The 25,844-nt window shown below is 67.2% G+C and carries 26 protein-coding genes; 9 read left to right on the top strand and 17 right to left on the bottom strand.

The annotated features are described in order from the left end of the window. Positions 1 to 133: 133 nt before the first annotated feature. Both QRO95_RS10210 and QRO95_RS10205 read left to right on the top strand, forming a co-directional pair. On the top strand, positions 134 to 1,270 hold the full coding sequence (locus QRO95_RS10210) for a metallophosphoesterase (protein WP_285302472.1): 1,137 nt from the start codon (positions 134 to 136) through the stop codon (positions 1,268 to 1,270). Positions 1,271 to 1,297: 27 nt separating this feature from the next. Further along, positions 1,298 to 1,702, top strand: a complete 405-nt coding sequence (locus QRO95_RS10205) for a hypothetical protein (protein ID WP_285302471.1) — start codon at positions 1,298 to 1,300, stop codon at positions 1,700 to 1,702. Positions 1,703 to 1,764: 62 nt separating this feature from the next. Here QRO95_RS10205 and QRO95_RS10200 read toward each other — a convergent pair whose 3' ends face one another. The 5 genes from QRO95_RS10200 to QRO95_RS10180 form a co-directional block, all read right to left on the bottom strand. Then, the gene (locus QRO95_RS10200; protein ID WP_049422757.1) at positions 1,765 to 2,403 is read right to left on the bottom strand and encodes a ferric reductase-like transmembrane domain-containing protein; all 639 of its coding nucleotides are present in this window, start codon (positions 2,401 to 2,403) and stop codon (positions 1,765 to 1,767) included. 51 nt (positions 2,404 to 2,454) lie between these two features. Then, a complete protein-coding gene (locus tag QRO95_RS10195) occupies positions 2,455 to 3,189 on the bottom strand; it encodes a DUF2063 domain-containing protein (RefSeq protein WP_049461799.1) in 735 nt (244 codons plus the stop codon). Beyond that, the gene (locus QRO95_RS10190) at positions 3,182 to 4,027 is read right to left on the bottom strand and encodes a DUF692 domain-containing protein (protein ID WP_049422759.1); all 846 of its coding nucleotides are present in this window, start codon (positions 4,025 to 4,027) and stop codon (positions 3,182 to 3,184) included. Before QRO95_RS10190 ends, QRO95_RS10195 begins: the two co-directional genes overlap by 8 nt. A 56-nt stretch (positions 4,028 to 4,083) precedes the next feature. Then, positions 4,084 to 4,560 (bottom strand): EF-hand domain-containing protein, encoded by a 477-nt coding sequence (locus tag QRO95_RS10185; RefSeq protein ID WP_049422760.1) that lies wholly within the window; start codon positions 4,558 to 4,560, stop codon positions 4,084 to 4,086. A 100-nt stretch (positions 4,561 to 4,660) separates the two neighbouring features. Continuing rightward, positions 4,661 to 5,305, bottom strand: coding sequence for a DoxX family protein (locus tag QRO95_RS10180; protein ID WP_049461797.1), 645 nt, complete (start codon positions 5,303 to 5,305; stop codon positions 4,661 to 4,663). Positions 5,306 to 5,647: 342 nt separating this feature from the next. Between QRO95_RS10180 and QRO95_RS10175 the strand changes: the two genes are divergently transcribed. From QRO95_RS10175 to QRO95_RS10150, 6 genes are all read left to right on the top strand, one after another. Beyond that, positions 5,648 to 6,442: an alpha/beta fold hydrolase gene (locus QRO95_RS10175; protein WP_285302470.1), complete on the top strand. Its 795-nt coding sequence runs from the start codon at positions 5,648 to 5,650 to the stop codon at positions 6,440 to 6,442. A 3-nt stretch (positions 6,443 to 6,445) separates the two neighbouring features. Continuing rightward, positions 6,446 to 6,991, top strand: coding sequence for a redoxin family protein (locus QRO95_RS10170; RefSeq protein WP_285302469.1), 546 nt, complete (start codon positions 6,446 to 6,448; stop codon positions 6,989 to 6,991). Between the two features lie 58 nt (positions 6,992 to 7,049). Next, positions 7,050 to 7,790, top strand: coding sequence for a response regulator (locus tag QRO95_RS10165; protein ID WP_285302468.1), 741 nt, complete (start codon positions 7,050 to 7,052; stop codon positions 7,788 to 7,790). Then, positions 7,787 to 9,100, top strand: a complete 1,314-nt coding sequence (locus QRO95_RS10160; RefSeq protein WP_071227777.1) for a HAMP domain-containing sensor histidine kinase — start codon at positions 7,787 to 7,789, stop codon at positions 9,098 to 9,100. The genes QRO95_RS10165 and QRO95_RS10160 overlap by 4 nt, the downstream gene beginning before the upstream one ends. Before the next feature lie 105 nt (positions 9,101 to 9,205). Continuing rightward, positions 9,206 to 10,219, top strand: a complete 1,014-nt coding sequence (locus QRO95_RS10155) for a hypothetical protein (RefSeq protein WP_285302467.1) — start codon at positions 9,206 to 9,208, stop codon at positions 10,217 to 10,219. Between the two features lie 77 nt (positions 10,220 to 10,296). Beyond that, complete coding sequence (locus QRO95_RS10150; protein ID WP_285302466.1) at positions 10,297 to 11,556, top strand: MFS transporter; 1,260 nt, start codon at positions 10,297 to 10,299, stop codon at positions 11,554 to 11,556. Between the two features lie 4 nt (positions 11,557 to 11,560). Here QRO95_RS10150 and QRO95_RS10145 read toward each other — a convergent pair whose 3' ends face one another. Then, complete coding sequence (locus QRO95_RS10145; protein WP_032127622.1) at positions 11,561 to 12,508, bottom strand: nucleoside hydrolase; 948 nt, start codon at positions 12,506 to 12,508, stop codon at positions 11,561 to 11,563. A gap of 151 nt (positions 12,509 to 12,659) precedes the next feature. Here QRO95_RS10145 and QRO95_RS10140 point away from each other — a divergent pair, with 151 nt between their 5' ends. Further along, positions 12,660 to 12,992 carry a hypothetical protein gene (locus tag QRO95_RS10140; protein WP_285302465.1) on the top strand — a complete coding sequence of 111 codons (333 nt, stop codon included), beginning with the start codon at positions 12,660 to 12,662 and terminating at the stop codon, positions 12,990 to 12,992. Between the two features lie 148 nt (positions 12,993 to 13,140). Here the strand turns inward: QRO95_RS10140 and QRO95_RS10135 are convergent, their stop codons facing one another. From QRO95_RS10135 to mqo, 11 genes are all read right to left on the bottom strand, one after another. Continuing rightward, positions 13,141 to 13,860: a GntR family transcriptional regulator gene (locus tag QRO95_RS10135; protein WP_107433623.1), complete on the bottom strand. Its 720-nt coding sequence runs from the start codon at positions 13,858 to 13,860 to the stop codon at positions 13,141 to 13,143. A gap of 105 nt (positions 13,861 to 13,965) precedes the next feature. Beyond that, positions 13,966 to 15,333 (bottom strand): SLC13 family permease, encoded by a 1,368-nt coding sequence (locus QRO95_RS10130; protein WP_285302464.1) that lies wholly within the window; start codon positions 15,331 to 15,333, stop codon positions 13,966 to 13,968. Between the two features lie 104 nt (positions 15,334 to 15,437). Continuing rightward, a complete protein-coding gene (mdcH, locus tag QRO95_RS10125) occupies positions 15,438 to 16,358 on the bottom strand; it encodes a malonate decarboxylase subunit epsilon (protein ID WP_285302463.1) in 921 nt (306 codons plus the stop codon). After that, the gene (mdcB, locus tag QRO95_RS10120) at positions 16,355 to 17,212 is read right to left on the bottom strand and encodes a triphosphoribosyl-dephospho-CoA synthase MdcB (RefSeq protein WP_285302462.1); all 858 of its coding nucleotides are present in this window, start codon (positions 17,210 to 17,212) and stop codon (positions 16,355 to 16,357) included. The genes mdcH and mdcB overlap by 4 nt, the downstream gene beginning before the upstream one ends. Beyond that, positions 17,209 to 17,850, bottom strand: a complete 642-nt coding sequence (mdcG, locus tag QRO95_RS10115; protein ID WP_285302461.1) for a malonate decarboxylase holo-[acyl-carrier-protein] synthase — start codon at positions 17,848 to 17,850, stop codon at positions 17,209 to 17,211. The genes mdcB and mdcG overlap by 4 nt, the downstream gene beginning before the upstream one ends. After that, a complete protein-coding gene (gene mdcE, locus QRO95_RS10110; RefSeq protein ID WP_285302484.1) occupies positions 17,843 to 18,547 on the bottom strand; it encodes a biotin-independent malonate decarboxylase subunit gamma in 705 nt (234 codons plus the stop codon). The genes mdcG and mdcE overlap by 8 nt, the downstream gene beginning before the upstream one ends. A gap of 2 nt (positions 18,548 to 18,549) precedes the next feature. Further along, the gene (locus QRO95_RS10105; protein WP_285302460.1) at positions 18,550 to 19,458 is read right to left on the bottom strand and encodes a biotin-independent malonate decarboxylase subunit beta; all 909 of its coding nucleotides are present in this window, start codon (positions 19,456 to 19,458) and stop codon (positions 18,550 to 18,552) included. After that, on the bottom strand, positions 19,455 to 19,775 hold the full coding sequence (gene mdcC / locus QRO95_RS10100; RefSeq protein ID WP_032127616.1) for a malonate decarboxylase acyl carrier protein: 321 nt from the start codon (positions 19,773 to 19,775) through the stop codon (positions 19,455 to 19,457). The genes QRO95_RS10105 and mdcC overlap by 4 nt, the downstream gene beginning before the upstream one ends. A 10-nt stretch (positions 19,776 to 19,785) precedes the next feature. After that, entirely contained in the window at positions 19,786 to 21,429 is a 1,644-nt protein-coding gene (gene mdcA / locus QRO95_RS10095) for a malonate decarboxylase subunit alpha (protein ID WP_285302459.1), read from the bottom strand. Between the two features lie 222 nt (positions 21,430 to 21,651). Then, the gene (locus QRO95_RS10090; RefSeq protein WP_285302458.1) at positions 21,652 to 23,844 is read right to left on the bottom strand and encodes a TonB-dependent siderophore receptor; all 2,193 of its coding nucleotides are present in this window, start codon (positions 23,842 to 23,844) and stop codon (positions 21,652 to 21,654) included. A gap of 268 nt (positions 23,845 to 24,112) precedes the next feature. Beyond that, a complete protein-coding gene (mqo, locus tag QRO95_RS10085) occupies positions 24,113 to 25,813 on the bottom strand; it encodes a malate dehydrogenase (quinone) (protein ID WP_032127613.1) in 1,701 nt (566 codons plus the stop codon). Positions 25,814 to 25,844: the final 31 nt, after the last annotated feature.

The raw sequence follows: 25,844 nt of genomic DNA, 5'->3' as shown, positions 1-25,844 counted from the left end.
AGTCGAGCCTGCTCGACTGGCCCTCTGTAGAGTCGAGCCATGCTCGACTGCTTCCTGAGCAGCCGGGTACGGGCCCGGCTCTACACAACACTGCCGGCAACCGTCACCATGGCGGGCCCGCTTTCTTTCCAGGATGGTTGCAGTGCTGAGTACGATCGGTTTGTTGATGGGCCTGTATGTGGCCTGGCGCCTGTTCTGGCCACTGCGCATGCCCATCTGGATGAAGGTCGTGCTGTCGCTGCTGCTGGTGAGCGTTGCCGTGCAGCTGCGCATCGTCGCCATGTTCTGGGGCACGATGGCCTCGCCGGAAATCCCGAAGCTGGCCATCGCCTCGTTGGCCACGGGTTCGACTGCCGTACTGCTGCTGGCGCTGTTCCTGCTAGTGCTGGACGCGGGCCTGTTGGTGTCGCGCATCCTGCGCAGGCCACGTGCTGTATCGGCGTTGCGCGCGCCGAAGCTGCGCTCGGCGGCGGGTGTGCTTGCGCTGCTGGTCAGCGCCTATGGCGTCAGCCAGGGAATGGCGGTGCCCAAGCCCAGGCAGATCGAGGTGAGCATCGCCGGGTTGCCGGCCGGGTTCGACGGCTATCGCGTGCTGCAGCTGACCGACATCCATGCCAGCCGCCTGCTGACCGGCGACTGGGTGCGCAGGGTGGTGGAGGAGAGCAACGCACTGAAGCCGGACCTGATCGTGATCACTGGCGATCTGATCGACGGCAGTGTCGAGGCCCGTCGCGACGACGCGCGTCCGTTGGCCGACCTGCAGGCGCCGGATGGCGTCATTGCCATCACCGGCAATCACGAGTACTACGCGCAGTACCAGGAGTGGATGCAGGCGTTCCGCGCACTGCACATGCAGGTGCTGGAGAACAGCCACCTGCAGGTGCGGCGCGGCGATGCGGCGCTGACCATCGCCGGTGTCACCGATCCGGTGGCCGCACGCTACGGTCTGCCGCTGCCGGACCTGGAGGCCGCGCTGGCCGGTGCTGATCCGGGCGCGCCGGTGATCCTGCTCGACCATCGCCCGCGCAACGCACGCGAGGCGGCCGCGCGTGGGGTAAAGCTGCAGTTGTCCGGGCATACACATGGCGGCCAGATCATCGGCATGGACCAGCTGGTGAAGCGCGCCAATGGCGGTTTTGTGTCCGGCCGCTACGAGGTGGATGGCATGACACTGTACGTGAGCAATGGCGCCGGCCTGTGGGCCGGTTTCCCGGCACGCATCGGCGTTCCTTCGGAGATCACCCTGGTGACGCTGCGCCGCGCGCCGTGACCCCTGACAAACCACAGGGAAGGAACCATGGCCCATCCCCGCGCACCCATGGAACGTCTGATCCGCGCCAATGCGGACGAGATCAATCGGCTGCGCCAAGCCATCCGCGAAGCCGCTGGCGCGCGCTGGCGTGGCCCGGAAGAAATGCAGCAGCACGCGGCAGCCTGCGCGGAATACAACCAGCGCTATGAACAGCTTGCGTTCCCGGGTGGCTACGCCAATGCACTGAAGCAACTGGCTGAGCAGGATCCGAATACGGTGGATGTCGTGCTGACCTTCCTTGAGGTGCGGCCCTACTTCTTCCGTTCCGGATATATGTGGAAGACGCTGCTGAAGCGTGTGCAACGGGCACCGATGGGTGTGAAGCAGCAGGCCCGGATGCAGAAGATCCTCGATGCCTACGCTGCCTATCGCGCCACACGTGACGGCTGATGGGGACGACATGATGGGGTCAGATCCCTTCGCCTTTGGCAAAGGGATCTGACCCCGGCCCGTCAGGCCGCTCGCAGCGGCGGCCGCGCATGCGCACTTCGACGCAGCGCTTGCGCCCGCTTGGCGATCCAGCGCACCACGAAGGCGGTGAACAGCAGCGCCGACGGCACCGCATACCAGAAGTTGCCCGGCACGCGCTTGAAGTACGAGTAGGTGAAAACCGCCGCGATGATCCACATGCCGGTGACGTGCAGGCGACGCCAGGCCGTGGGTCCCATGCGCCGGGCGAGCCCCCGATGCGAGGTGATGGCCAGCGCCAGGATGGCGATGTAGCCCACCGTGCCCGGGAGGTTGGCCAGCGCTGAGCGTGCTGGCCAGAATGCCGGGTTGAGGATGCCGAAACTGGTGATGGCGATGGCATGCAGCAGGTGCGAGAACGCGAAGGACAGGCCGATGATGCGCCGTTCGCGCAGCAGGAACCGGGTGAACGGGCTGGGCAGCAGGCTGGCGAACGACGATGCCGTGAACGCTGCCAGGAACAACAGGAACGATGTGCGTGCAGTGACCCGGATCGCGGCTCGGCTGCCTTCGGCCGCATCGGGATACAGGGCGAAGGCCGCCAGCGCGAAGGCGATCAGGACCACCGCCACGGACACGAACAGGCGCCAGCCGTGCAGGAAGGGAGTATTGGATGCAGCCATGGTGAGACCTCGAAGTAGGGGGGCGGTAGTGCCGGCCGCTGGCCGGCAATCTCAGAAAGCAGGCAATGCGACCAGCACGCCCGCCGCGCACAGCTCGCCCAGAACAGGCACGCAGGCAATGCGCAATGCGTCCGCTGCCTCGCCATGTGTTTCGGACAGCAGCTGCAGTGCTTCATCCACCGACGCGCTGTCGTCACCGAACACCGACAGCAGCGCGTAGGCCGGCGGTGACAGTTCCTCGGTCTGCAGGCTGAAATCGGCGAGGCGCTGGATCACCAGCAGCGTGGGAGCCGTGCTCAACACCGGCTCCAGCGCCCCGTCCTCATGTACTGGCCACTGGTAGCCAAGCACCCGCACCAACGGCGAAACCGCCAGCACATCATTGCCTACGGGAGCGCGCTGCAGCGGCCGCCCGCCGTCACGCGTTTCAATGTGCAGCGACTGCTGCGTGCTCTCGTAGTGCGCCAGTTCTGCTGCCCAGCCCGGCAGTGCCAGCGTGTCCTGCACTGCCAGCCAGGCCGCGAACTCGCCGGCGATCCGTGGGAACAACGGGGTGTGACAGATGTGGCTGGCGTAGTAGTGCTCCACGATGTCGCGCCAGCGCGACGTGCCCAACTGTTGCTGCAGTCGCGGCAGGCTGCTGGCCAGCAGGGTGTCCAAGCTGTCGATGCACAGGCGGCGGTAGACCGCCATCCGCCGCGCCTCGATGCCATCGGGTGCGGTCTTTGCAGGGTCGCGCACATGATCGGCCCAGCGCCGTTGCAGGGTCGCCAGCGACTCAGCCATGGGCCACCTCGGGCCAACGTGCCTCGGCCTGCGCCTGGCGGATCTGCCCGACCTCGGCCAGCAATTCGGCAAGCGGGGGGAAGTTGAAGTCGCGTTCGAGCAGCGTGGGGCGAACGCCCACCCGCGCATAGGCCTCGCGCAACAGTGCCCAGACCACGCCTTTCACCGGTGCACCATGGGTATCGATCTTGAAGCCATCGTCTTCATCGAAGTGGCCCGCCACATGCAGCGAGGCGACGCGGTGGGCCGGCACGCGGGCCAGGAATTCGAAGGCGTCATAACCATTGTTGCAGGCGTTGACGAAAACGTTGTTGACGTCCAGCAGCAGGTCGCAGTCGGCTTCGGCGAGCACGGCGTTGATGAAGTCGATCTCGCTCATGTCCGCGCCGGCAACGGCGTAGTAGGAGATGTTCTCCACGGCGATGCGTCGGCCCAGCATGTCCTGCACCTGGGCGATGCGACCGGCGATATGGTGAACGGCCTCGGCGGTGAACGGCAGCGGCAGCAGGTCGTAGACGTGGCCACCGGCAGCGCAGTAGCTCAGGTGTTCGCTGTACAGCTGCACCTGGTGCAGGTCGAGGAAGGCACGCGTCTGGGCCAGCAGGGTGCGGTCCAGCGGATCAGGACCGCCCAAAGAAAGCGACAGGCCGTGGCAGGTCAGGGGGTGGCGTTCGCTCAACCTGCGCAGCGCTGCACCGTGTGCACCGCCGACGCCGATCCAGTTGTCGGGCGAAACTTCGAGGAAGTCGATGGCACCGGCCGGCATGGCCAGCAGTTCGTCGATCAGGCCACGACGCAGGCCAAGACCGGCGGCATTGGAAGGCAGGGGCAGGGTCATGACGGTTGCTCCAGGGAGAGGGCGCCGCCTCGGAGGCGGCGCCGGTTGAACGTCGATCAATCGGCGACGCGGGAGAACAGGCCCTTCGGCATCGGCTTGCCGTTGGCGGTGTAGACGCTGCGCAGGTAGTCGTGCGCTTCCTGCTCGCTGATGTAGCCGTCGTGGTCGGTGTCGATGCGGTCGAACTCGGCGGCACGCTTGGCGGCCACGGCGTTGAACTCGGCACGCGAGACCCGGCCATCGTGGTCGCGGTCGGTGCGGGCAAACGAGGCGTCGCCGCACTTGCCTTCGCCACACTGGCCCTCGGCCACCTTGGCCTTGCCGGCGGGCTTGCCGGTGGCGGTCTTGTTGGCCCCGCACTTGCCTTCACCGCACTTGCCTTCGGCGGCGGCGCTCATGGCCACGGCACTGATCGCCAGTGGCTGGATCGCCGCAGCCTGGCCGGCCAGCAGCAGGCCACCGGCCAGGGCGATGCCGACGGCACCGATGCGCGGCAGGCGGGAGGAGAGGGTGTTCTTGGTCGAGACGGACATGGTGGTGACTCCTTGGGAATGCACGCGGGGCGTGCGGGATGGACGCCGCTTGAAGGCGACGGAAACGAAGGGAAGAAGCGCGGTGAAGGGGCGAAGCGGATCAGGCGTTGCGGCGACGGCGCAGTACGTAACCCACCAGCAGCACACCACCGAGCAGGGCGCCGCCGAAGCCGATGCCGGGCAGCAGCGCGGCAACCGGCAGCAGCAGGGCGATCAGGCTGACGCCCCAACCCAAGCCGTCATTGCCAACGGGGGCGTGCTGTGAGCCGGCCAGCAGTCGGTCCACGCTGAGTGCGCCACCGCCGTTGAGGATCAGTGGCAGCAGCATGGCCAGGAACAGCAGCGGCAGCTTGAAGTTGCCGTAGCCCTGGTCGGTGATCGCATAGCCCTGCCAGAGTTCGCCCAGGCCGTTCCATTGGTCGGGCCAGTGCACGGCGGCGATGGCGACCACGGTCAGCACCCAGAACACATAAGCCACCGAGCGCGTGGCCAGGCCGAGCAGCAGCATCACTGCACCCACCAGTTCCAGCCAGGTGGCCAGCTGCCAGTTCAGTGATGCGGGCAGGGTGGAGAATGGGAATGGGAAGCGACCTTCCAGGTCGGCGAACCAGTTCTGGCCGCCCAGCTTCTCGCGGCCGGATTCAAAGAACTCCCAGGCCAGCAGGGTGCGCAGCGCCAATGGCGAGAGCCAGCGGCCGACGGCGTCCAGGCGGGGGGTATACACGGAAGAGGCGGTGCTGATCATGGTGGTGTCCTGCGGGCCAGTGGGCGATGGAGGCCATTTCAGGCGGCGCAGGTATCGGCAACGTGTGCCGTTGCCCGGGGTTTTGTCAGCGACTGTGGCTGCGGCCGGGGTTTCGTACAGTCAGATACAAAGACGATGCGTTGACGCACATCGGGGCGTTGCGCGCCCCCGTGCGGGGAGCGATATCCACCCGGTAGCGCCCGGCCAGGCACGGCACCCGAATGTATCCCACTGTAGAAACCCGCCTGCGCCCTACAGTCCGGTACAACTCCGCGCCGCGGAGAAACAGCGGCGATACACCGGCAGGCGGAAATGGCCACTCCCAACACCGGAGTGCCACCCATGATCCGTACCTCGTTGCTTGCCGCTGCTCTCGCCCTTGCCGGCGCCGCCGCCCCCGCCTTCGCCAGCCAGGCCGATACCGCTGCACCGCCCACCGTCATCCTGGTGCACGGCGCCTTCGCCGATGGCTCCAGCTGGAGCAAGGTCATCAGTACCCTGCATGACTGGAAGCTGCCGGCGGTGGCCGTACAGAATCCGCTCACCTCGTTGGCCGACGATGTCGCCGCCACCCGTCGCGCGATTGCCGCCGCACCCGGCAAGGTGGTGCTGGTCGGCCACAGCTGGGGTGGCACGGTCATCACCGAAGCGGGCAATGACCCGAAGGTGCAGGCGCTGGTGTACGTGGCGGCCTTCGCACCGGATGCAGGGCAGTCTTCGGCGCAACAGGGCGAAGGTTTCCCGGTCGGTCCGGGCCTGGCCCAACTGCAGGAAAGGGATGGCTACCTGACGTTGCCGGCTGATGCCATCGCCCAGGACTTCGCGCCGGACGTGATGAAAAAATCGGCCGCACTGCTGTACAGCACGCAGGTCCCGTTGAAGGCCAGCGCGCTGGGCGAGGTGGTGAACGTTGCGGCGTGGCGCAGCAAGCCGAGCTGGTACGTGCTCAGCCGCGATGACCGCATGCTGTCGCCGCAACTGCAGGCCGCGACCGCACGTCGCATCGGTGCACAGCTGCAATCGATCGGCAGCAGCCATGTGTCGCTGCTTTCGCATCCGGCGCAGGTGGCCGACAGCATCCTGGAAGCGGCAGGGGTGAAGCCGGCGGAACTGCCGCTGGCCGAGCAGGGGGGCTGAGCGATGGCCGCACTGCGAGGGTACGCATTGCCGCTGTTGCTGGGGCTGCTGGGCGGAGCGGCGTTGCTGCTGGCATGGCCCGGTGCGGATGCCGGCGCGCAGCCGCTCGATGCCGCACCGATGGCGGGGTTCGACGGTGGCGGGCCCTGGCACAACAGCCCACCGCTCACACTGAAGCAGTTGCAGGGGCAGGTGGTGCTGGTCGAGTTCTGGACCTACACCTGCAGCAACTGCCTCAACGTGGCGCCCTATGTCCACCAGTGGCATGCGCGATACGCGTCGCAGGGCCTGATGGTGATCGGCGTGCATACACCGGAATTCGCCTATGAAGGGCTGCCCGGCAACGTGCGCAAGGCCATCGTACGGTTGGATATCACCTGGCCGGTGGTGCAGGACAACCAGTACCGGATCTGGAACGCGTGGGGCAACCGCTTCTGGCCCGCGCTGTACCTGCTCGGCCGGCAGGGGCGGGTGGTCTACCGCCATTACGGCGAGGGCGACTACGCACGTACCGAAAGCGAGATCCAGCGCCTGCTGGCCAGCCCCTGAGCCGCGCTACCATGGCCGCGCCGCGCGGCGCTGTCCCCCTGCCTTCATCGAGAACGCAATGAACCATGTACCGCACATCCTGGTCGTCGACGATGACAGCGAGATTCGCCAGATGCTGGCCGACTACCTGCAACGCAACGGCCTGCGCGTGAGCCAGGCCGACGGTGGCCGGGCCATGCGCGCGCTGATGGATACCCATGCCGTGGATCTGGTGGTGCTGGACGTGATGATGCCGGGCGAGGACGGCCTGAGCCTGTGCCGCAACCTGCGCGCCGGCAAGCATCGTGCGGTGCCGGTGGTGCTGCTGACCGCCCGCGACGACGAGACCGACCGCATCATCGGCCTGGAAATGGGCGCTGACGACTACGTGACCAAGCCCTTCTCTTCGCGCGAACTGCTGGCACGCATCAATTCGGTGATCCGCCGCACCCGGATGCTGCCGCCGAATCTGCAGGTGAGCGAAGCAGGTCGCCAGCTGGCCTTCGGCGAGTGGCGCCTGGACACCACCGCACGCCACCTGCTGGATGCGCAGGACACCGCCTATCCGCTCAGTGGCGCCGAGTTCCGCCTGCTTCGCGTGTTCCTCGATCACGCCAATCGGGTGCTCAGCCGCGACCAGCTGCTCAGCCTCACCCAGGGCCGCGATGCCGAACTGTTCGATCGCTCGATCGACCTGCTGGTCAGCCGCGTGCGGCAGCGCCTGGGTGACGACGCACGCGAGCCGACCTACATCAAGACCGTGCGCAGCGAAGGCTATGTGTTCAGCGTGCCGGTGCAGTTGCTGGGACCGGACGAATGAACACCACCGCACGCCGTCCACGCTGGCCGCGCACGCTGTCGGCGCGGCTGCTGCTGGTGTTGCTGGGCGGACTGGCCCTGGCCCACGCACTGTCCTTCGGTCTGCTGTTCTTCGAACGCTACCAGTCCACCCGCAGCATGATGCTGCGCAACCTCGATGAAGACGTGGCCGTGAGTGTCGCGCTGCTGGAGCACCTGCCCGAGGACCAGCGCGATGCCTGGGTGCCGCGGCTGGAGCGGCGCACCTACCGTTACCTGCTGCGCCCGGCTGCGGCTGGGCCGGGACTGCAGACCGATCGTGCACGCCAGGTCACGGCGATCATCGACGACAGCCTGCAGCACCGCTATCCGTTGCAGGCGCGCCAGGTGGCTCGCCTGCCGGAGCGGTTCGAGGTGGAACTGCGCCTGCACGACGGCACACCCTTGACCATTGAAGTCACTCCGTCGGGCCTGCCGCTGGCACGTTGGCTGCCCGCCGTGCTGCTGGTGCAGCTGGCGCTGCTGCTGGTGTGCGCATGGTTGGCGGTGCGCCTGGCCATGCGCCCGCTGCAGCAGCTGTCGCATGCGGTGGAGCATCTGCAGCCGGGCAAGGACGGGCCTGCACTGCCTGAAGACGGCCCTGCGGAAGTGGGCGGCGCGGCGGCCGCACTCAATGCACTGCAGGCACGCATTCGTGGCCATGTCAGTGAGCGCCTGCAGATCCTGGCCGCGATCTCGCACGACCTGCAGACCCCCATCACGCGCATGAAGCTCCGGGTGGAGACCCTGCCTGAAGACAGCACCCAGCAGCGGCTGCTGGCCGACCTCGACCACCTGGGTCAACTGGTGCGTGAGGGCGTGGCCTATGCGCGCAGCAGCCACGTCGCCAGTGGCGCGCCGGTGTCGATGGACCTGGGCGCGTTCCTGGCCAGTGTGGTCGGCGATTACGAGGACATGGGCAAGCCGGTCAGTGGTGGTGCGCCCGCTGGACTGGTCGTGCAGACCTGGCCGCAGCCGCTGCGCCGGGTGGTCGGCAATCTGGTCGACAACGCGTTGCGCTACGCCGGTGCCGCCGAGATCGAGGCGGGCCGCGATGAGGCCGGAAGGGTGTGGATCGGAATTTCCGACCGTGGCCCCGGCATTCCCGAGGGCCAGCTGCAGGCAGTGCTGGCGCCGTTCCACCGGCTGGAAAGCTCGCGCAATCGCGATACCGGCGGGACCGGCCTGGGCCTGGCCATCGCGGTGCAGCTGGCGCAGTCGCTGGGCGGCTCGCTGCGGTTGCACAACCGCGAGGGGGGCGGCCTGCGGGCGGAGCTGCAGCTGCCGGGGTAATTGGCGCGGTCAGAGCATCCACGCACGGCGCGGATCTATGGCAATCCTGCCCGGCCCCGGGATCGGCGATCATCTGCAGGGAGTGTCGAAACCAGGAAACACGCAATGCAGGGAACGCAGCATTCAATCCGGCGTCCGCGCCACGTCGCGCTGCTGGTCGGTCTACTCGCGCTGGCGGCCTGCCAGCGCACACCGGATGCGTCGACCGTGGCACCCGCAGCGGGCACACCGCTTGCCGCCCCGGCCACCGCAACAGACCTCTCACCGCTACTCGATGCCTTGCCGACCTGCGCGCTGGACGGCTGGTACATCGATCACCAAACCGATCGCCCGGCCCACCCCTGGTTGGCTGCGAACGCGCCGAAACCCTGCAAGGAGGACGGGGAGAACGAGATCGCCACGTTCTGCGTGCAGGGGCAATGGAAGGGGCTGCCGGTGGAGGAAGTGATCCTGCCGACGATGACGTTCGTTTCGTTCCGGGGGGCCAGGATCGGCCTGCCGCTGGAGAAGGCACGTCCCATCGTCCGCCAGCGTTTCGGCCAGGACTTCCCGGGTGGTGCGGCTTACGAGGAGGGCCGAGAGCCGAAGCTGCTGGCCGACCCCGAGGATGCGCAGCGTTCGTGGCTGCTGTGCAGCACGCCGGAGCCGGGAGATGACGCGGGCAGCCAGGCAGGCGTGAGCTATTCCGGCATGAACCTGCCCTACGACCACGACGGTTGCAGCTACCGCTACAGCCCGGTCGACTTCTGCGGTGCGCGGCACCGGGCCGCCATTGAAGAAGCTCTCCAGCATCAGAAGCCCAATTTCAACCAGCACTATCTGCTGGTACAGGTCGATGATCGTCCCGAGTACTTCCAGCGCACGCTGGTGCTGGTCGACACCCGCACCGGACGCGCCACGCCATTGCCGATCGATGCCTTCACCGGCCCGGCGGGGAAGGGCGGAGACGCCACCGGCTACGGGACCCTGGAAACGGGTGTGGACCAGCAACAGTTCTGCCTTGATGGTGCGTTGCTGGTCTACCGCGTGTTCGAGGAAGGACGCTTCTGCTTCGGCTTTGACGGTGAGCGATTCACCGGCCATGAAACCCAGTACATGCAGGCGACGGACAGCCGATGACCGGTATTTCACCCCGGCCGTGACATCCTCCCCGAACCTGCGCAACCGGGATCGAGGCTGTTGAAGGCGAACACGCAATGACTGCCGAGCGGCAGCGCTCGATGTGGGTGGCCGGCCTGTCCACGGTGGTGGAGTGGTACGACTTCACCTTGTACCTGTACTTCGCCACGGTGCTGTCGCGGGTGTTCTTCGGTGGTGGCGAGCAGGCGCTGCTGGTCACCCTGGCCGGCTTTGCGGTGTCCTACCTGATGCGCCCGCTGGGCGCACTGTGCTTCGGCCACCTGGGGGACCGGCTGGGCCGGCGCTGGATGCTGCTGGCATCGATGGCCTTGATGGCAGCGGCGATGCTGGCCACCGCGCTGCTGCCGACAGCGGCCACGGCGGGCACTACGGCGGGCGTGCTGCTGCTGGTACTGCGCTGCGTGATGGCATTTTCGGTGGGCGGTGAGTACACCGGCGTGGTGGCGTACCTGCTGGAAAGCGCACCAGCACGGCGACGCGGCCTGGTGACCTCGCTGGCATCGGCGGCCAGCGAGGTGGGCGCGCTGCTGGCGGTGGCGATCTCGGCGCTTACGGTTGCGCTGCTGCCCACGGCGCAGCTGGACAGCTGGGGCTGGCGCATTCCGTTCTTCTTCGGTGCCGCGCTGGCACTGGTGATCCTGGTTGCGCGCTCGGGCATGCACGAATCGCCGGAGTTCGAACGCCAGCGTCGCGAGGGCAGTATTCCGGCTACGCCGCTTCGCCACGTATTGCGTAACCACCCGCTGGCGGTAGCGCGCACGTTTGCGATTTCGGCGCTGGGATCGATCACTTACTACGTCGGCATCACCTATGTGCCGGCATTCCTGCATGCGCAGGGTCATGACGAAGGTGATGCACTGTGGCTGTCGACGATTGCGGCGGTGGCCGTGATCGTGATCACGCCGCTGTGCGGCGCATTGTCCGACCGCGTCGGGCGGCGGCCGATGCTGCTGGGCCTGACGGTGCTGGCAGCGCTGTTGCCGCTGTCCCTGTTCGCCTGGATGGCACAGGCGGCGCCGCTGGGCATCGCGCTGGCCGCGATGCTGCTGGCCTGCGTGGCCGGTGGCGTGAGCGCGGTCGCGGCCCCGGCCACGGCCGAGCAGTTCCCCGGCGAAGGCCGGGTCAGCGGGCTGGCACTGGGGGTGACCATGGCCACCGCCTTCTTCGGCGGCGCAACGCCCTGGCTGGCGCAATGGTGGGTGGAGCGCAGCGGCTGGGCAGCGGCGCCGGGCGCGATGATCGCGCTGGTGGCGGTGCTGGTGCTGCCGGTGCTGTGGACCCTGCCCGAGACGGTCCCGGGCAGGGCCAAGCGCTAGCGGGTCAGACCTTCAGGGTCTGCTCGATGTCGGCCAGTACCGCGGCCGCATCCACGCCGATGGCAATCGACTGCACCACGTGGCCATCCCACACGCTGGGACCGAACGCCAGGCCTTCCGGCTTGGGAATGGTCATGCCGCGGGCGACACCGTCGGTGGCCACGCGCACGCTGGCGCGCTCGAACTGGAACAGCTCCGGGCGGGTCAGCGCGATGCACGCGCAGCAGTCGTGCACGACCATGCCCTTGTGGCCGGCCTGCAGGTAGAAGTCCACGTAGTCCTGCGACAGCGCACGCACCAGCTCGGCGTCGGCACCGCCGATGGCAGCCAGCGTGTCCAGGCCGTCACGGTCCATTTCCACGCGGGTGGTCACGTCCAGACCGATCGCAGTAACCGGCCAGCTGGCGGTGAACACCACGTCGGCGGCTTCGGCGTCGCCCCAGATATTGGCCTCGGCGGCCGGGGTGATGTTGCCGTTGACGTGGAAAGCGCCACCCATGATCACCACGCCGCGCACCAGGCCGGCGATGTCCGGGGCCTGCTGCAGGGCCAGGGCCAGGTTGGTCATGCGGCCGACCGCGACCAGGGTCACCTCGCCAGGATGGGCGCGGACCAGGTCGATGATCAGCTGATGGGCCGGGCGCGCATCGGCGGCCACGTCCAGGCTGGCCGGCACCGGGTGATTGCCCAGCCCGTTGTGGCCGTGGATGTGCACCGGCCAGGCTTCCGGGGTGGCTTCCGGCTGCAGCGGGCCACCGGCACCGCGCGCGACCGGAGCGGCAAAGCCCCAGGCCTGCTTCAGGTACAGCGCGTTGTGCGTGGTCGACTCCACCGAGGCATTGCCGAAGGTGGTGGTGACGCCGATCAGGTCGATCTGGGCGTGCTTGTGCAGGTACAGCAGGGCCAGGGCGTCGTCGACGCCCGGGTCGGTATCGAAAATGACTTTCAGCATGTTGTTGTTCTTCTTCTTCCGTGTGGTGCGGGGGGCGCCGGCGGCCCGGAGGCAGGCCGGCGCGCCCTACATTGTCCCATCTTCATGACAGGCAGGGCCAACATCGGGGTGGAAGGCCATAATGCCTCCAGTCCAGGCACGGAGTCGCCGAATGCTGATCGTTGCCCTTCTGCTGGTCCTGCTGGTGCTGGGCCTGAACGTGGTGGCTACCGTGGTGATCGTCAGGCGCGATGGCCTGTCGGCCGGGGGGCGGGCGGTGCAGCTGCTGCTGGTCTGGCTGCTGCCGCTGGTCGGCGCGATCCTGTGCATGGCGGTGGCCACGGCCGATGGCTCACCCGCGCGGAGCGATGGCAGTGGCGGTGGGCCCGCCGATTTCTCCGGCGGCTATTCCGGGGACAGCCACAGTCATCACAGCTACAGCAGCTCCGACTGTGGAAGCGACGGCGGCAGCAGTGACGGTGGTGCTGGCAGCTGCAGCGATTGAGGTCTCTGTAGAGTCGAGCCATGCTCGACTGCACTTCGCTCCAAGCCCTCGGTGCCTGATCGAAAGGCAGTCGAGCATGGCTCGACTCTACAGAACAGCGGTTGGCTGCGGCCGGTAGTGCCGGCCGCTGGCCGGCAACCTCAACAGCTCAGCCGCCGCCTTCGGTCGGCAACGGCGCCGGTACGTTCAGCAGCCCGCCTGCCGCCACATAGGCGGCCAGTGCCTGGCCCTGGCTCAGCAGATGGCGTTCCATGGTGCGTTCGGCAGCCTGCGCGTCGCGGCGGCGGAAGCACTCCATCAACTCGCGGTGTTCGGCCAACGACTGCGCGGTGCGACCCGGGGTCAGCAGCTGACGGCCACGATGCATCTTCAGGATGCGGTGCAGGTCGTGGGTGATGCGGATCAGCCACGGGTTGCCCGCGTAATGCTGCACGGTTTCGTGGATCAGGTAGTTGTTGCGGTAGTACTCGGCGATGTTGCCCTCGGCCGCAGCCGCTTCCATCGCTGCATGCAGATCTTCGAGCTGCTGCACGCCGGCATCGTCGATGTGCCTGACCGCCTCATGCGCGCAGCGGCCTTCCAGCATCGCCATCACCGGGAACAGCTGGTTGAGGTCTTCCAGCGTCAGTCGCGTGACCCGGCTGCCACGACCCGCATCGATCTGCACCAGGCCTTCGGCGGCCAGCAGCTTCAGCGCCTCGCGCAGCGGCGTGCGGCTGATGCCCAGTTCTTCGCACAGCGCGGGCTCGTCGATCCATTCTCCCGGCGGCAGCCGGTAATCGTAGATGCGCTCGCGCACGTGTTCGGCCACCTCTTCGTACAGAGGCGCGCGCTTCTTCGGTGACCGCGGGGCAGGGGCAATGGCCATGGTGGAAGTGTACCGCCAGGTAGTGCCGGCCGCTGGCCGGCAACCCATGATTGCTGGATGGCTTCATGAGAGTGCCGGCCAGCGGTCGGCACTACCGCTGGGCGGTTACATCCAGCCCGGCACCACGAACACCAGCCAGGCCAGCAGCGGTCCGAGCGCAACCACCAGGCCGCTGTAGACCAGGAAGCGGCGGAACAGGGTCTCGCGCTCGTCCTTCGCGGCCGAGGCCACCACCAGTGCGCCATTGGTCGAGAACGGGCTGACATCGACGATGGTGGATGACACCGCCAGCGCGCAGATCACGCCGGCGGCGCTGAGGTGGCCCTGCATCAGGAACGGCACCGCCAATGGGATCGTCGCGCCGAGTACCGCTGCCGACGAAGCGAATGCGGAGACGATGCCGCCGACGTAGCAGACCAGCAGCGCACCGAGCAGCGGGATGCCGATGTCGGACACACCGTTGCCGATGAAGTCCACCGCGCCGGCATGTTCCAGCACGCCGATGTAGGTCACCACGCCGCAGATCAGCAGCACGGTGGACCAGCTGATGCCATCGACCGCACCCTTCTGGCTCTGCGGGGACAACAGCGCCAGCGCCACCGCCACGGTGATCGAGACCAGGCCGACGTTGAGGTTGTAGATCAGCGCGGCCACGCCCAGGCCGAGCAGGCCGATCAGGGTGAACAACCGCTCGCGGGTCAGGTTCACCGCATCCAGTGCCACCGGATCATTGCTGAGCGTGCCGCCGCCTGCCGCGACCAGCGCGCCATGACCTTCGATCGCGAACTGTCGCGACGACGCCTGCGGGCCACCGGCCATCGCCAGCTCGGCATTGCCGAGTGTTCCTGCTGCGGTGATCGAGCCACGGCGCAGCAGGGCGATGCCACCAAAGGCGAAGAAGCAGATCGTCGCCATCATGAAGTTGAAGCCCAGACTGGTCAGGAACACCGCCATCTCGGTCACTTCCAGCCCGGCTTTCTGCACCACGCCATTGGTGATGCTGCCGTACACGCTGATCGGCGAGAAGCCGCCCGCCTGCGCACCATGGATGACCAGCAGGCCCATCATCAGTGGATTGATGTTGTACTGCTTGGCAAAGCGCAGCGCGACCGGGCCGATGATCGCGACCGCCGCCGGGCCCAGTGCACCGAACGCAGTGAGGACCGCGGTGATCACGAACATCACCCACGGAATGGCCACGATATGGCCGCGCACCGCTTTCACTGCCCAGTGCACCAGCAGGTCGATGGTGCCGTTCTTCTGCGCGATGGCGAACAGATAGGTAATGCCGACCAGGGTCAGGAACAGATCGCCGGGAAAGCCGGCCAGGACCTCCTTGCCGCCCATGTCGACCCACAGTCCGCCGATGATGAAGGCCAGCGCGAAGGCGACGGCACCCATGTTGATCGGCATCGCGGTGGCGACGATGAACATGATCACCAGACCGATGATCGTTGCGATTTGTGGACTCATGCGCCCTCCCAGACACGTGACTCACGTACAGCGCGGATGGAGACCCGCCATCCCGGGGTAAGGCGACGTACTGCGTGTTGCGTGATACGTACTGCTCGAACCCGTTACTGCAGCCGCTCCAGCGCGCTGCGGACCCACGCCGCGGCGCCTTCAAGGCTCTGGAACTCTTCCACCGCGCGCACTTCGCAGCACGGATAGGCCGGCGCGACCATGCGCGCCAATGCGTTGCCCGGGCCCAGCTGCAGAAATACCCGCGCGCCACGCTCGAAGGCCTGGCGCATCACCTGCGCCCATTCGATGGTCTGCACGAGCTGCGCCGACAGCGTGTGGACTGCCGTTGCGCGATCCCGCACCGGTCGCGCATCGATGCCGGCCAGCAGCGGCAGGCGTGGGGCCTGCAGTGGCGAGGCGTCGAGTGCGGCAGCGAACGGTGCGACCGCCGCTGCCAGCAACGGTGTGTGTGCAGGCACGTGCACCGGCAGTAGACGGATGTCCGCACCCTGCGGCCGCGCGGCATCGGCCAGCCGCTGCAATGAGGCGTGCGTGCCGCCCACGATGAAATGGTCCTGCCCGTTGGCGATGGCCACGTGCGCTCCGTGCAGATCGCACAGCGGCTGCAGTACATGGCGTTCCAGGCCAAGCACTGCCTGCAGGCCTGCATCGGCGGGGCTGGTACTGTCCATCAACAGCGCGCGCTGCGCAGCCAGGGCAAGGCAGGTGGCCGCATCGACGCCGCCGGCGATGGCATGTGCGGCCAGCTCGCCGATGCTGTAACCCGCGATCACCGTCGGCGTTGGCAATATCTCGCGCAGGCCCTGCCAATGCGCCAGGCTTGCTGCGCACAGCAGTGGTTGCGCCCGCACATTGTCGAAGCGATCGTCGGCCGCCGCAGCGGCGAATGCATCGCGGCCGAGCAGTTCGCTCGTGGCATCGAGCACCGGCCGCGCGGCAGCCAGATCGCGCACGCGATCGAACATCGCCGCGTGCTGCGCGCCTTGGCCAGGGCAGAGCAGGGCCAGGCTCATGCCTGCTCCTGCTGCAGCAGGAACACGCTGCAGGCCAACAGGTCTGCGCTGCCGCCCGGGCTCAGCCTGCGCATGACGAAGCCGTCACCGATGCGACGCAGATGTACCTGCCAGTCCGGCGCGAAGGTGCCACCGGCGTCCAGGAAGGTGCGTGCCTGCCGCTGGGCCCAGCGCAGGCCGTCGGCGCCGCCGCGGTGCAGCAGGTTGAGGTCATCCACGCACGCGATCAGCTGCATCAGGGTCTGGCACATCGCGGCCTCGCGTGGCAGGCCGCTGGCCAGTGCGTGGCGCAGGGCAGGCAGTGCCTCTTCGCGCAGCAGCGGGTAGCCGGCGGCCGCTTGTTCGCGCACACCTTGCACGCCGTGCCGTGCACGCGCGCGCTGGCCAGGGCTGTTCGCATCCAGAGGCGCGTCGGCGAGCTCGGGCGCCCAACGGCGCACTTCCTGGCAGACCTGCTCGGCTGCGGCGACACGGCCCGCGCGGCCCCAGCAGGCAGCGGACGCGGCCACCAGCAGGCCAAGGCTGAAGATCGCACCGCGATGGGTGTTGATGCCCGCAGTGGCGTGCAGCATCGATATCTCGGCGGCGATGCCATGCCGGCGCAGCGTCTGGAACGGCGCCGCGCTGGCACCGGCGTCGGCCACGGCGATGAAATAGTGGCGCAACGCGAACAGGCTGCGCAGGAAGGTGCCGGCATCCATGTCGTGGTGGCTGCCGCGATCGAACGGTGTAACCAGTCCCGGTTTGGGGGCAAGGGCCAGTTCGGCGTGCAGGCTGGCGATGGCAAGGCGCCCCAGGCGCGCGCTGTCCACCGCCGGGGTGGACCGGGCGACGCGCTTCACGACGGCGTTCATGCGACAACTCCAGTGGCGTTGAACAAGGCCTCGCGCAGTTCCAGAGCGGCACCATCAATGCGTTTGACCAGTACTTCGCGGCTGCGACCGGCGTATTCGCGCCAGTTCACCGCGCCACCATCCACCAGGCACAGTTCGCCATCCACGCGATGCCCATAGGCGCTTTCCCAGTGCTGCAGGCGTTCGACCAGCAGGTCGGCCTGGCGCGCGTCATCCACCTGCCACAGCAGGTCGATGTCCGAGCGCGCGTGCACATAGGGCAGTCCGGTGAGGTGCTGCCATGCGAAGGCGCCGAATACGCGGGCTGGTGCAAGCCGCAGCATTGCCTGCAACGCCGCCTGCCAATCCGCCGGAACGCCGCCGGCGAGAACGTGATCCAAGGCAGGGGGAGGTTGCAGCTGCTGGACGACCTGCAGGGCCACGCGCAGCGCCAGCCGTTGCTTGCCTTCGCTTGGCGGTAGCGGTACCCCCAGGCGCAGCCGAGGGTCGGGGTCGTCCGCCGCACAGCGCGCCACCATGGCCGGCAGGCCCTGCGCGAACCACGCTGCCAGGCGTGGTTCCTGTGCAGTCACGTCAGCCCGCCAGTCGGCATCGGCCGACAGCCAGGCCAGCGTGTGGCGGGCGGGCCGCTCAGGCATCGCCGTGGGCCACCGCAGATGAAACCCCTGCCGCCAGGGCACGGCCGCCGCGATGTGCGCCGCGTGCGGCACGCAGGTCGCCTTCGGCGGGCGTGCGCAGCGCCTGCAGCAGGTGCTGGGCAAGATCGCCCTCCCACAGCGATTCCACCGCACCCATCGCCACGTAGTTCTCCACGCCCGGCGCGAACACCGGCGAGGTCTGGCTGAGTGCCTGCAGTTTCTCTAGCGGTTGCTTGGTCACCCGCGCCATCGCGCGCAGGTCCATCACCCGCACCTGTGCATCGGGCAGGGCGTGGATGTGGTCGGCCATCAGGCCGAACGACAGAAAGCCGCCGCTGACCGACTCGCCATAGACCAGGGTCACCAGCCGCGCACCGCGTCGGCGTGCCAGATCCAGCGTCTGCGCCAAGTGAGCGAAGTAGCCGTTGATGCCAAGCAGTTCGTCACGCCGCGCCAGGCGCTGGCCAGCGGTGTCCACCAGCATCACGATCGGTCGCTGTGGAAGCGCGGCGGTGCTGGCAAGCACGGTTTCGGCCAGTGCCAATGCGTGGTCCACGCCGACTTCGAGTTTGTCGGCGGTACCGATCACGGTCACCTCGCCATCCTCGGTGGTGGCGCTGCCGGTCAGCACCGAATCGTTCACGGCAATGGCATGCCCATGCGGGAACAGGGCATCGAGCAGGGTCTGCAACGGCATGCTCATGGCAGGCTCCGGTCGGCGGTGGCGATGAGGAATTCATCGGTGTCGAGCAGTGGCAGGCGTTCGGGGTGGGCAATGCCCAGCCGCGCCCAGATCTCCAGGCCATCGCGACAATCGCTCCAGGCCTGCACGCGCGCCTTCAATGCCAGATGGCGTTCCTGCAGCGCGGCCAGTGCAGTATCCGGATCGGTGCTGCTGGTCTCGGGCTGCAGCGCGTTGCTGGCCGCCTGCGCGAAGGCCTCGATGGCATCGGGCACCAGCACCTGTGCCTGGTCGATCAGGTAGCGGTGCTTGCCTCCCGTTACGCGCCAGACCAGCGCGCGATCGCGGGAATCGAACTCTTCCACGCCGCGCACGGTTTCGATCACTTCCGGGCCGGACAGCGACAGGCGCCCCTCTTCGGACATGATAACCGTGCTGCAGCAGCGGGCGACGATGCCCATGCCGCCGAAGGCGCCGTTGCCGCTGCCGATCAGCGCGATCACCGGCACACCCGCTGCACGCGCGTCCAGGGTGGCGCGCATGATCTCGGAAATGGCGATGAGCCCTGCATTGGCTTCGTGCAGGCGCACGCCACCGGTATCGAGCAGCAGCAGCACACCGTCAGGTCGGGTTTCCGCTGCACGGTGCAGCAGCCCGGTCAACTTGGCGCCGTGCACCTCGCCCACGCCGCCGCCCATGAATTCACCCTGTTGTGCGGCCAGCAGCACGCGTCGGCCGCGCAGTGTGGCTTCGCCGACAACGATGCCGTCGTCGAACGCCGCGGGCTGGTCGAGCTGTGCCAGGTGCGGGCTCATCATCCGCCGCGCCGGGCCGAGGAATTCACGGAACGAGCCGGCGTCGATCAGCCCGGCGATGCGCTCGCGTGCATCGGCTTCGTAGTAACTGTGGCGCTGCGTCCGGTTCATCGTGGATCTCCAGCAAGCAGCGTTTCCACCGCCTGGTCCAGGCGCAGGCTGACTACCGCCGGGGTTGCGCCGGCATCGTTGATCGAGATGCGCACATCGCGCAGCGAATGGCGCTGTGCGAAATCACCGATCACCGCCTCCCAGACGCGGCCAAAGCCCTGCGCGGCGGTGATGATGCGCACCGTCATCGCGCCGTCCAGTGCGGCCGGTTCCAGCAGGATTTCCAGGTTGCCCGAGGCCAGTACGCCGACCAGCACTGCATCGCGCGGAAACTGCACCGCCGTGTGTCCTTCGAATCGATAGTCGAGGGTTTCCATGCTCAGCCCCTTACCAGTTGCGGAAGCGCTTGGGCGGGTCGTACAGGCCGCCGGACCAGCGCACCAGGTCCTTCACCGAACGCGCCGCAAGCAGGTCACGGCTGGCATCGCGCACGGAGATGCCGAGGTCATCGGGACGGCGGATCACGCCGCAGTCGCGCAGGTTCTCCACCATCGCGCGGTCGCGCCCCATGCCCACGGCGGTATAGCCGGACACGCCGCGGATCGCCTGTTCGCGCTCTTCAGGGGTGCGGCACAGCAGCAGGTTGGCGATGCCTTCTTCGGTCAGTACATGGCTGACGTCGTCGCCATAGATCATCACCGGTGGCAGCGGCATGTCCGCGCGCTCGGCCAGCTCCCAGGCGTCCAGCCGATCGACGAAGGCCGGTGCCATGTGTTCGCGGAAGGTTTCCACCATCTGCACCACCAACTTGCGGCCACGCGGCATCTCACCGGGGCGTGCGGCCTGCTGGCCGGCCTTGACCCAGGCCTCGCTGGCATGGCGGCGGCCACGTGCATCGGAGCCCATGTTCGGTGCGCCACCGAAGCCGGCGATGCGGTCGCGCGTGGCGGTGGAGCTGTTGCCCTGCAGGTCGATCTGCAGGGTGGAACCGATGAACATGTCGCAGGCATACAGGCCGGCGGTCTGAGAGAACGCGCGGTTGGAGCGCATCGAGCCATCGGCACCGGTGAAGAACACATCGCTGCGTGCGGCGATGTACTTCTCCATGCCCAGTTCGGAACCGAACGAATGCACCGATTTGACGAAGCCCGATTCGATCGCCGGAATCAGTGCGGGGTGTGGATTGAGCGCCCAGTGCTGGCAGATCTTTCCCTTCAGCCCGAGCGATTCGGCGTAGGTCGGCAGCAGCAGCTCGATGGCCGCGGTGTCGAAGCCGATGCCATGGTTGAGGCGGTTGACGCCGTACTCGGCGTAGATGCCCTTGATCGCCATCATCGCCATCAGCACCTGGATCTCGGAGATCTGCGCCGGGTCGCGGGTGAACAGCGGTTCGATATGGTTCGGCTTCGGCGCCTGCACCACGAAGTTGACCCAGTCAGCCGGAATGTCGACGCGGGGGAGGGTGTCGACGATCTCGTTGACCTGGGCGATGACGATGCCGCCACAGAACGCGGTTGCTTCGACGATCACCGGCGTGTCTTCGGTGTTGGGGCCGGTATAGAGGTTGCCGTGGCGGTCGGCCGCCTGCGCGGCGACCAGCGCTACGCGGGGCGTGAGGTCGATGAAGTAGCGGCCGAACAGTTCCAGGTAGGTGTGGATGGCACCGATCTGGATGCGCCCTTCGGCCACCAGGTTGGCCAGCCGCACCGATTGCGGGCCGGAGAACGAGAAGTCCAGTTTCGAGGCGATGCCGCGTTCGAACACATCCAGGTGCGAGGGCAGCGACAGCACCGACTGCACCATGTGCAGGTCATGCACCCGCGCGGGATCGAGGTCAGCCAGGCACTGGGCGAGGAAGTCGGCCTGCTTCTGGTTGTTGCCTTCCAGGCAGACCTTGTCGCCCGGCTCCAGCAGTGCGTGCAGCAGCTCGCCCACGTCGGTGGCGGCGACCTCACGTCCCCGGGCCCACGGCGCGGCACGTTCCAGGCGGGCCTGGCGGCTGCGTTCCAACGTATCCCAGCTCGGGTTCATCGACCGGCTTCCGATTGGTGTCGACGTAATTACGGCATAATTACAGTCGGGCATGCAACCCGCACTGCAGCAAAAAGCGGGGCCCGCGCGAAGGCGGGCCCATTCAGATTGAAATGGAGGATGACCCGCATCGATCGGGGTAGTGCCGGCCGCTGGCCGGCTCCGCGTCATCGATGCATCGCTTGGAGCCGGCCAGCGGCCGGCACTACCGTTTCTGGTGGCTCAGAACTTCCAGCGCAGGCTGGCCGACACGAAGCGCGGTTCGCCGTAGTTGTTGTAGTCCAGATTCGCCCAGTAGGTCTTGTCCAGTGCGTTGCGCACGCTCAGGGTTGCCGTCCAGTTGTCGCTGATGCGGTAGTTGGCGTTGAACTGCACCAGCATGTAGGCCGGCTGGTTCACCGTCACCGTGCCGCCCAGCGGGTAGGCGATGTTGTAGCCCTGCACCTTGCTCTGCCACTGCACGCCACCGCCAACGCTCAGGCGTTCCAGCGCACCGCGCAGCTGCAGCTGGGTGTTGAGCTGCAACAGGTCCTTCGGCGGGTTGGCGTACAGCAGATCGGTGGCGGCGCGGGTGACCTTGACGTGGGTGTAGCCGGCATTGACCATCCAGCCCGGCACGATCTCGCCATTGACGTCCATCTCCCAACCGCGCGCCTTGGTGCCGTTGACGCCGACGTAGGCGGAGGTGCCATCGCTCAGCGAACCCTCCGGCACGCCCATGTCACGCACCGCGTAGTTGTCCTGCTTGGCTTCGAACACGGCGGCATTGGCGGTGAGGCGGCCATCGAACCACTGCGTCTTGATGCCCGCTTCCAGGTTCGAGCCCTGTACTGGCGCCAGCAGGTTCTCGTTGCGGTCCTTGAAGTTCTGCGGGTTGAAGATCTCGGTGTAGCTGGCGTACGCCGAGACGTTCGGCGTGATGTCGTAGACCAGGCCCACGTACGGGGTGACTTCATCACTCACCTTGTATGCACCGCTGGTGCCGGTGTAGGCGCCTGCGGCGTTGTAGGAGCGGCTGAGGGTTTCCCAGCGGCTCAGGCGTGCGCCGGCAATCAGCGACAGCGGATCGGCCAGGCGCAGGCGGGTGGCCAGGTAAATGCCACTCTGCGTGGTCTTGGCCACGCGGCGCGCGCCGGTACGGCGGTAGGTGACCTCGGAGATGTCGCCGTTCCAGCTGTACACGTTGGGAATGTAGTAGCAGCGTTCGCCGCCGCAGCGTGCCCAATCGTTCGGGAAGTTCAGCGCCAGGGTGTTGGTGGTGCCTTCCAGGTCCGACCACTGTGCGCCGAGGGTCACATCGTGGTCGCGGCCGAACAGATCGAAGCTGCCGGTCAGGTAAGCATCGACGTTGCGCCGGGTGTCCTTCGAATCACCGGCGGCCGCGCGCAGGAAGATGCCCGAGCCGGTCACCGGGTCCGGGTTGCCGGTGCCGTACAGGCGCACATTCTGCACGTTGCCGCGGGTGTAGGCGGTGTTGATCTTCAGCAGCCAGTTGTCACCGAAGCGCTGTTCAAGGTTGGCGAAGGCGGTATTGCTTTCGCGCTTCCAGTAGCTCCACTTCGGCGACAGGTTGGTCGAACGCGGCAGGTGCGCGAAGTTGCCCTGGTTGTCGAAGAACGGCACGGTGCCCCAGGTCGAGCCGGTCGGATTGTTGTCCTGGCTCTGGTAACCGAGGGTGATCGTGGTGCTGTCGGTGACGTCGCCTTCCAGCACCGCCATGCCGGCCATCTTGTTCTCGTCGTAGCGGTCGTAGTACAGGCCACGATCGGTATAGGCGGCGACCACGCGGCTGCGGAAACGGCCGTCATCGGTCAGCGGCGCGGTCACGTCCGCCTCCATGCGCCGATAGTCCCAGCTGCCGGCGCTGACCGCGAACGAGGCATCGAACTCCTTGCCCGGCCGCTTGCGCAGCAGATTCACCGTGGCCGACGGCACGCCGGCGCCGCTGAGCAGGCCGTTGGCACCGCGGATCACTTCGATGCGGTCGTAGAAGGCGGTGTCGTATTCCTGGTTGGTGGAACCGCTGTAGGTCGGGATGCCGTCGACCTGGAAGTCAGTGATGGCGAAGCCGCGTGCGTAGTACAGCGGGCGCTGGGTGTCATAGAAGGACACGCTGACGCCGGTGACGTTGCGCATCACGTCGTTGATGCTGAACAGCGATTCGTCCTGCAGGCGCTTCAGGCTGATCGCAGTGGCCGACTGCGGGGTTTCCTGCAGTGTGATCGGCAGGCGGGTGGTGCTGGATGGCGGAGCGGACTGCTCGGCACGGACGCTGACCCGGTCCAGGGTCTTGGCATCGGATGCATCGGCGGCGGCCTCGGCGAACGCCGGAGACGCGACCAGCGCGAGCGAAGAGAGCAGGGCAGCCGGCAGCAGCGCACGGCGGGGCAGGCGGTTACGGAACGTCAGGGACATGGTGGGTTCGAAGCTCGGAGACGGGAAGGGGGCGGCAACAGTCGTCCAGCACCCGGGGCGGCGGCTTCGGGCACATCAGGTCCATCTGGGAGGGGCGCGGTCACTGCGCAGGGCGCAAATGTAAATAATTCTTAACAACATTACAATTCGCGTCATTGTGCATAGGATTCGCGGCGCCGGGCATCGCTTTCTGCAGCAGGGAGCGGCCCAAACGCGAACGGCCACCCGAAGGTGGCCGTCCGTGTCTGCTGCAGGGAATCTGCCAGGCTTACAGCGCCTGCAGTTCCTCGTTGGCGTTGCGCTTTTCCTTGGCTGGTGCCGGAACGGCTGCCGGCACTACCGCCGGGGCCGGAGCCGCCGCATTGGCGTCCACCGGCACCTCCAGGTACGGCAGGCGCAGGGTCTGGCTGGTCAGCGTGCGGATCTCGTTGACCAGCGCGGCGTTGTCGTTGAGCTTGCGCCCGTACGACGGCACGATCTCGCGCAGGCGGGTTTCCCAGCCGGCCTTCATCTGGTCCGGGAAGGCCTTGGCCATCAGGTCCAGCATGATCGGCGGCGAGGTCGATGCACCCGGCGAGGCACCGAGCAGGGCGGCGATGGTGTGGTCCTTGTCGGTCACGATCTCGGTACCGAACTGCAGCACCGGGCCCTTCAGCGGATCACGCTTGATGATCTGCACGCGCTGGCCGGCGGTGACCAGCTTCCAGTCGCCCGGCTTGGCATTGGGGAAGTACTTGACCAGTTCGGCCTGGCGATCGGCATCGTTCAGGCGTGCCTGGGCCATCAGGTACTGCACCAGGTCCAGGTTGTCCTTGCCCACTTCCAGCATCGGGCCAACGTTGTTGTGGGTGACCGAGGAGTACAGGTCCCACCACGAGCCGTGCTTGAGGAACTTGGTGCTGTACAGCGCGAACGGCCCGAACAGGACCACCGGCTTGCCGTCCAGCTTGCGCGCATCCAGGTGCGGCACCGACATCGGCGGCGAACCGGTTTCGGCCATGCCGTAGGCCTTCACACCGTGGCGCGAGGTCACGTCCTGGCCCTGGAAGGCGAGGAACTGGCCACCGACCGGGAAGCCGGCGTAGTCCTTCGATTCCGGAATGCCGGACATCTGCAGCAGCTTCAGCGCGGCGCCACCGGCACCGATGAACACGAAGCGGGCGTGGGTGGTGGACTCGGTTCCGGCCTTGAGGTCCTTCACGGTCACGTTCCAGCTCTTGTCAGCGTTCTGCCGCAGCGCGCTCACTTCGTGGTTCAGGTGCAGGCTGAAGTTCGGGCTGCGCTGCAGGCCGGTGGTCAGCTGGCGGGTGATCACTCCGAAGTTGACGTCGGTGCCCAGCGGCATCCAGGTCGCGGCGACCTTCTGCTTCGGGTCACGGCCTTCCATCAGCAGCGGTGCCCACTGCTTGATCTGTGCCGGATCCTCGGAGTACTGCATGCCGTAGAACAGCGGATTCTTCACCAGGGCCTGCTGGCGCTTGTGCAGGTAGGCGATGTTGTCATCGCCCCAGACGAAGCTCATGTGCGGGGTCGGGTTGATGAAGTCGCTGGGCTGGCTCAGCCGGCCTTCCTTCACCTGGTGCGACCAGAACTGGCGCGAGACCTCGAACGATTCGGCGATGCCAACCGCACGCTTGGTCTCGATGCTGCCGTCGGGCAGTTCCGGGGTGTAGTTCAGTTCGGCGAAGGCCGAGTGGCCCGTGCCGGCGTTGTTCCAGCCGTCGGAGCTTTCACCGGCGACGCCGTCGAGGCGTTCGTAGACCTGGATGTTCCAGTCCGGCTGCAGTTCCTGCAGGTAGGTGGCCAGGGTGATGCTCATGATGCCGGCGCCGACCAGCACAACGTCGACGGGCTTGTCGTTGCTGGCGGCGGGCACCGAGCGCTGGGTCAGCGGCCAGTACAGGAACAGCGCGGCGGCCAGCAACAGCAGCACGAGCAGGGCGAGCAGGGCCTTGCCAAATTTCTTCATGGGGGCGGGATCGTTGGCGGAGGGGAAGGGG

It is taken from the genome of Stenotrophomonas maltophilia group sp. Smal13 (assembly GCF_030236855.1).
Lineage (GTDB): Bacteria > Pseudomonadota > Gammaproteobacteria > Xanthomonadales > Xanthomonadaceae > Stenotrophomonas > Stenotrophomonas maltophilia_A.
The sequence above is the reverse complement of the archived record's forward strand: the minus strand, read 5'-3'. Positions and strand labels throughout refer to the sequence as shown.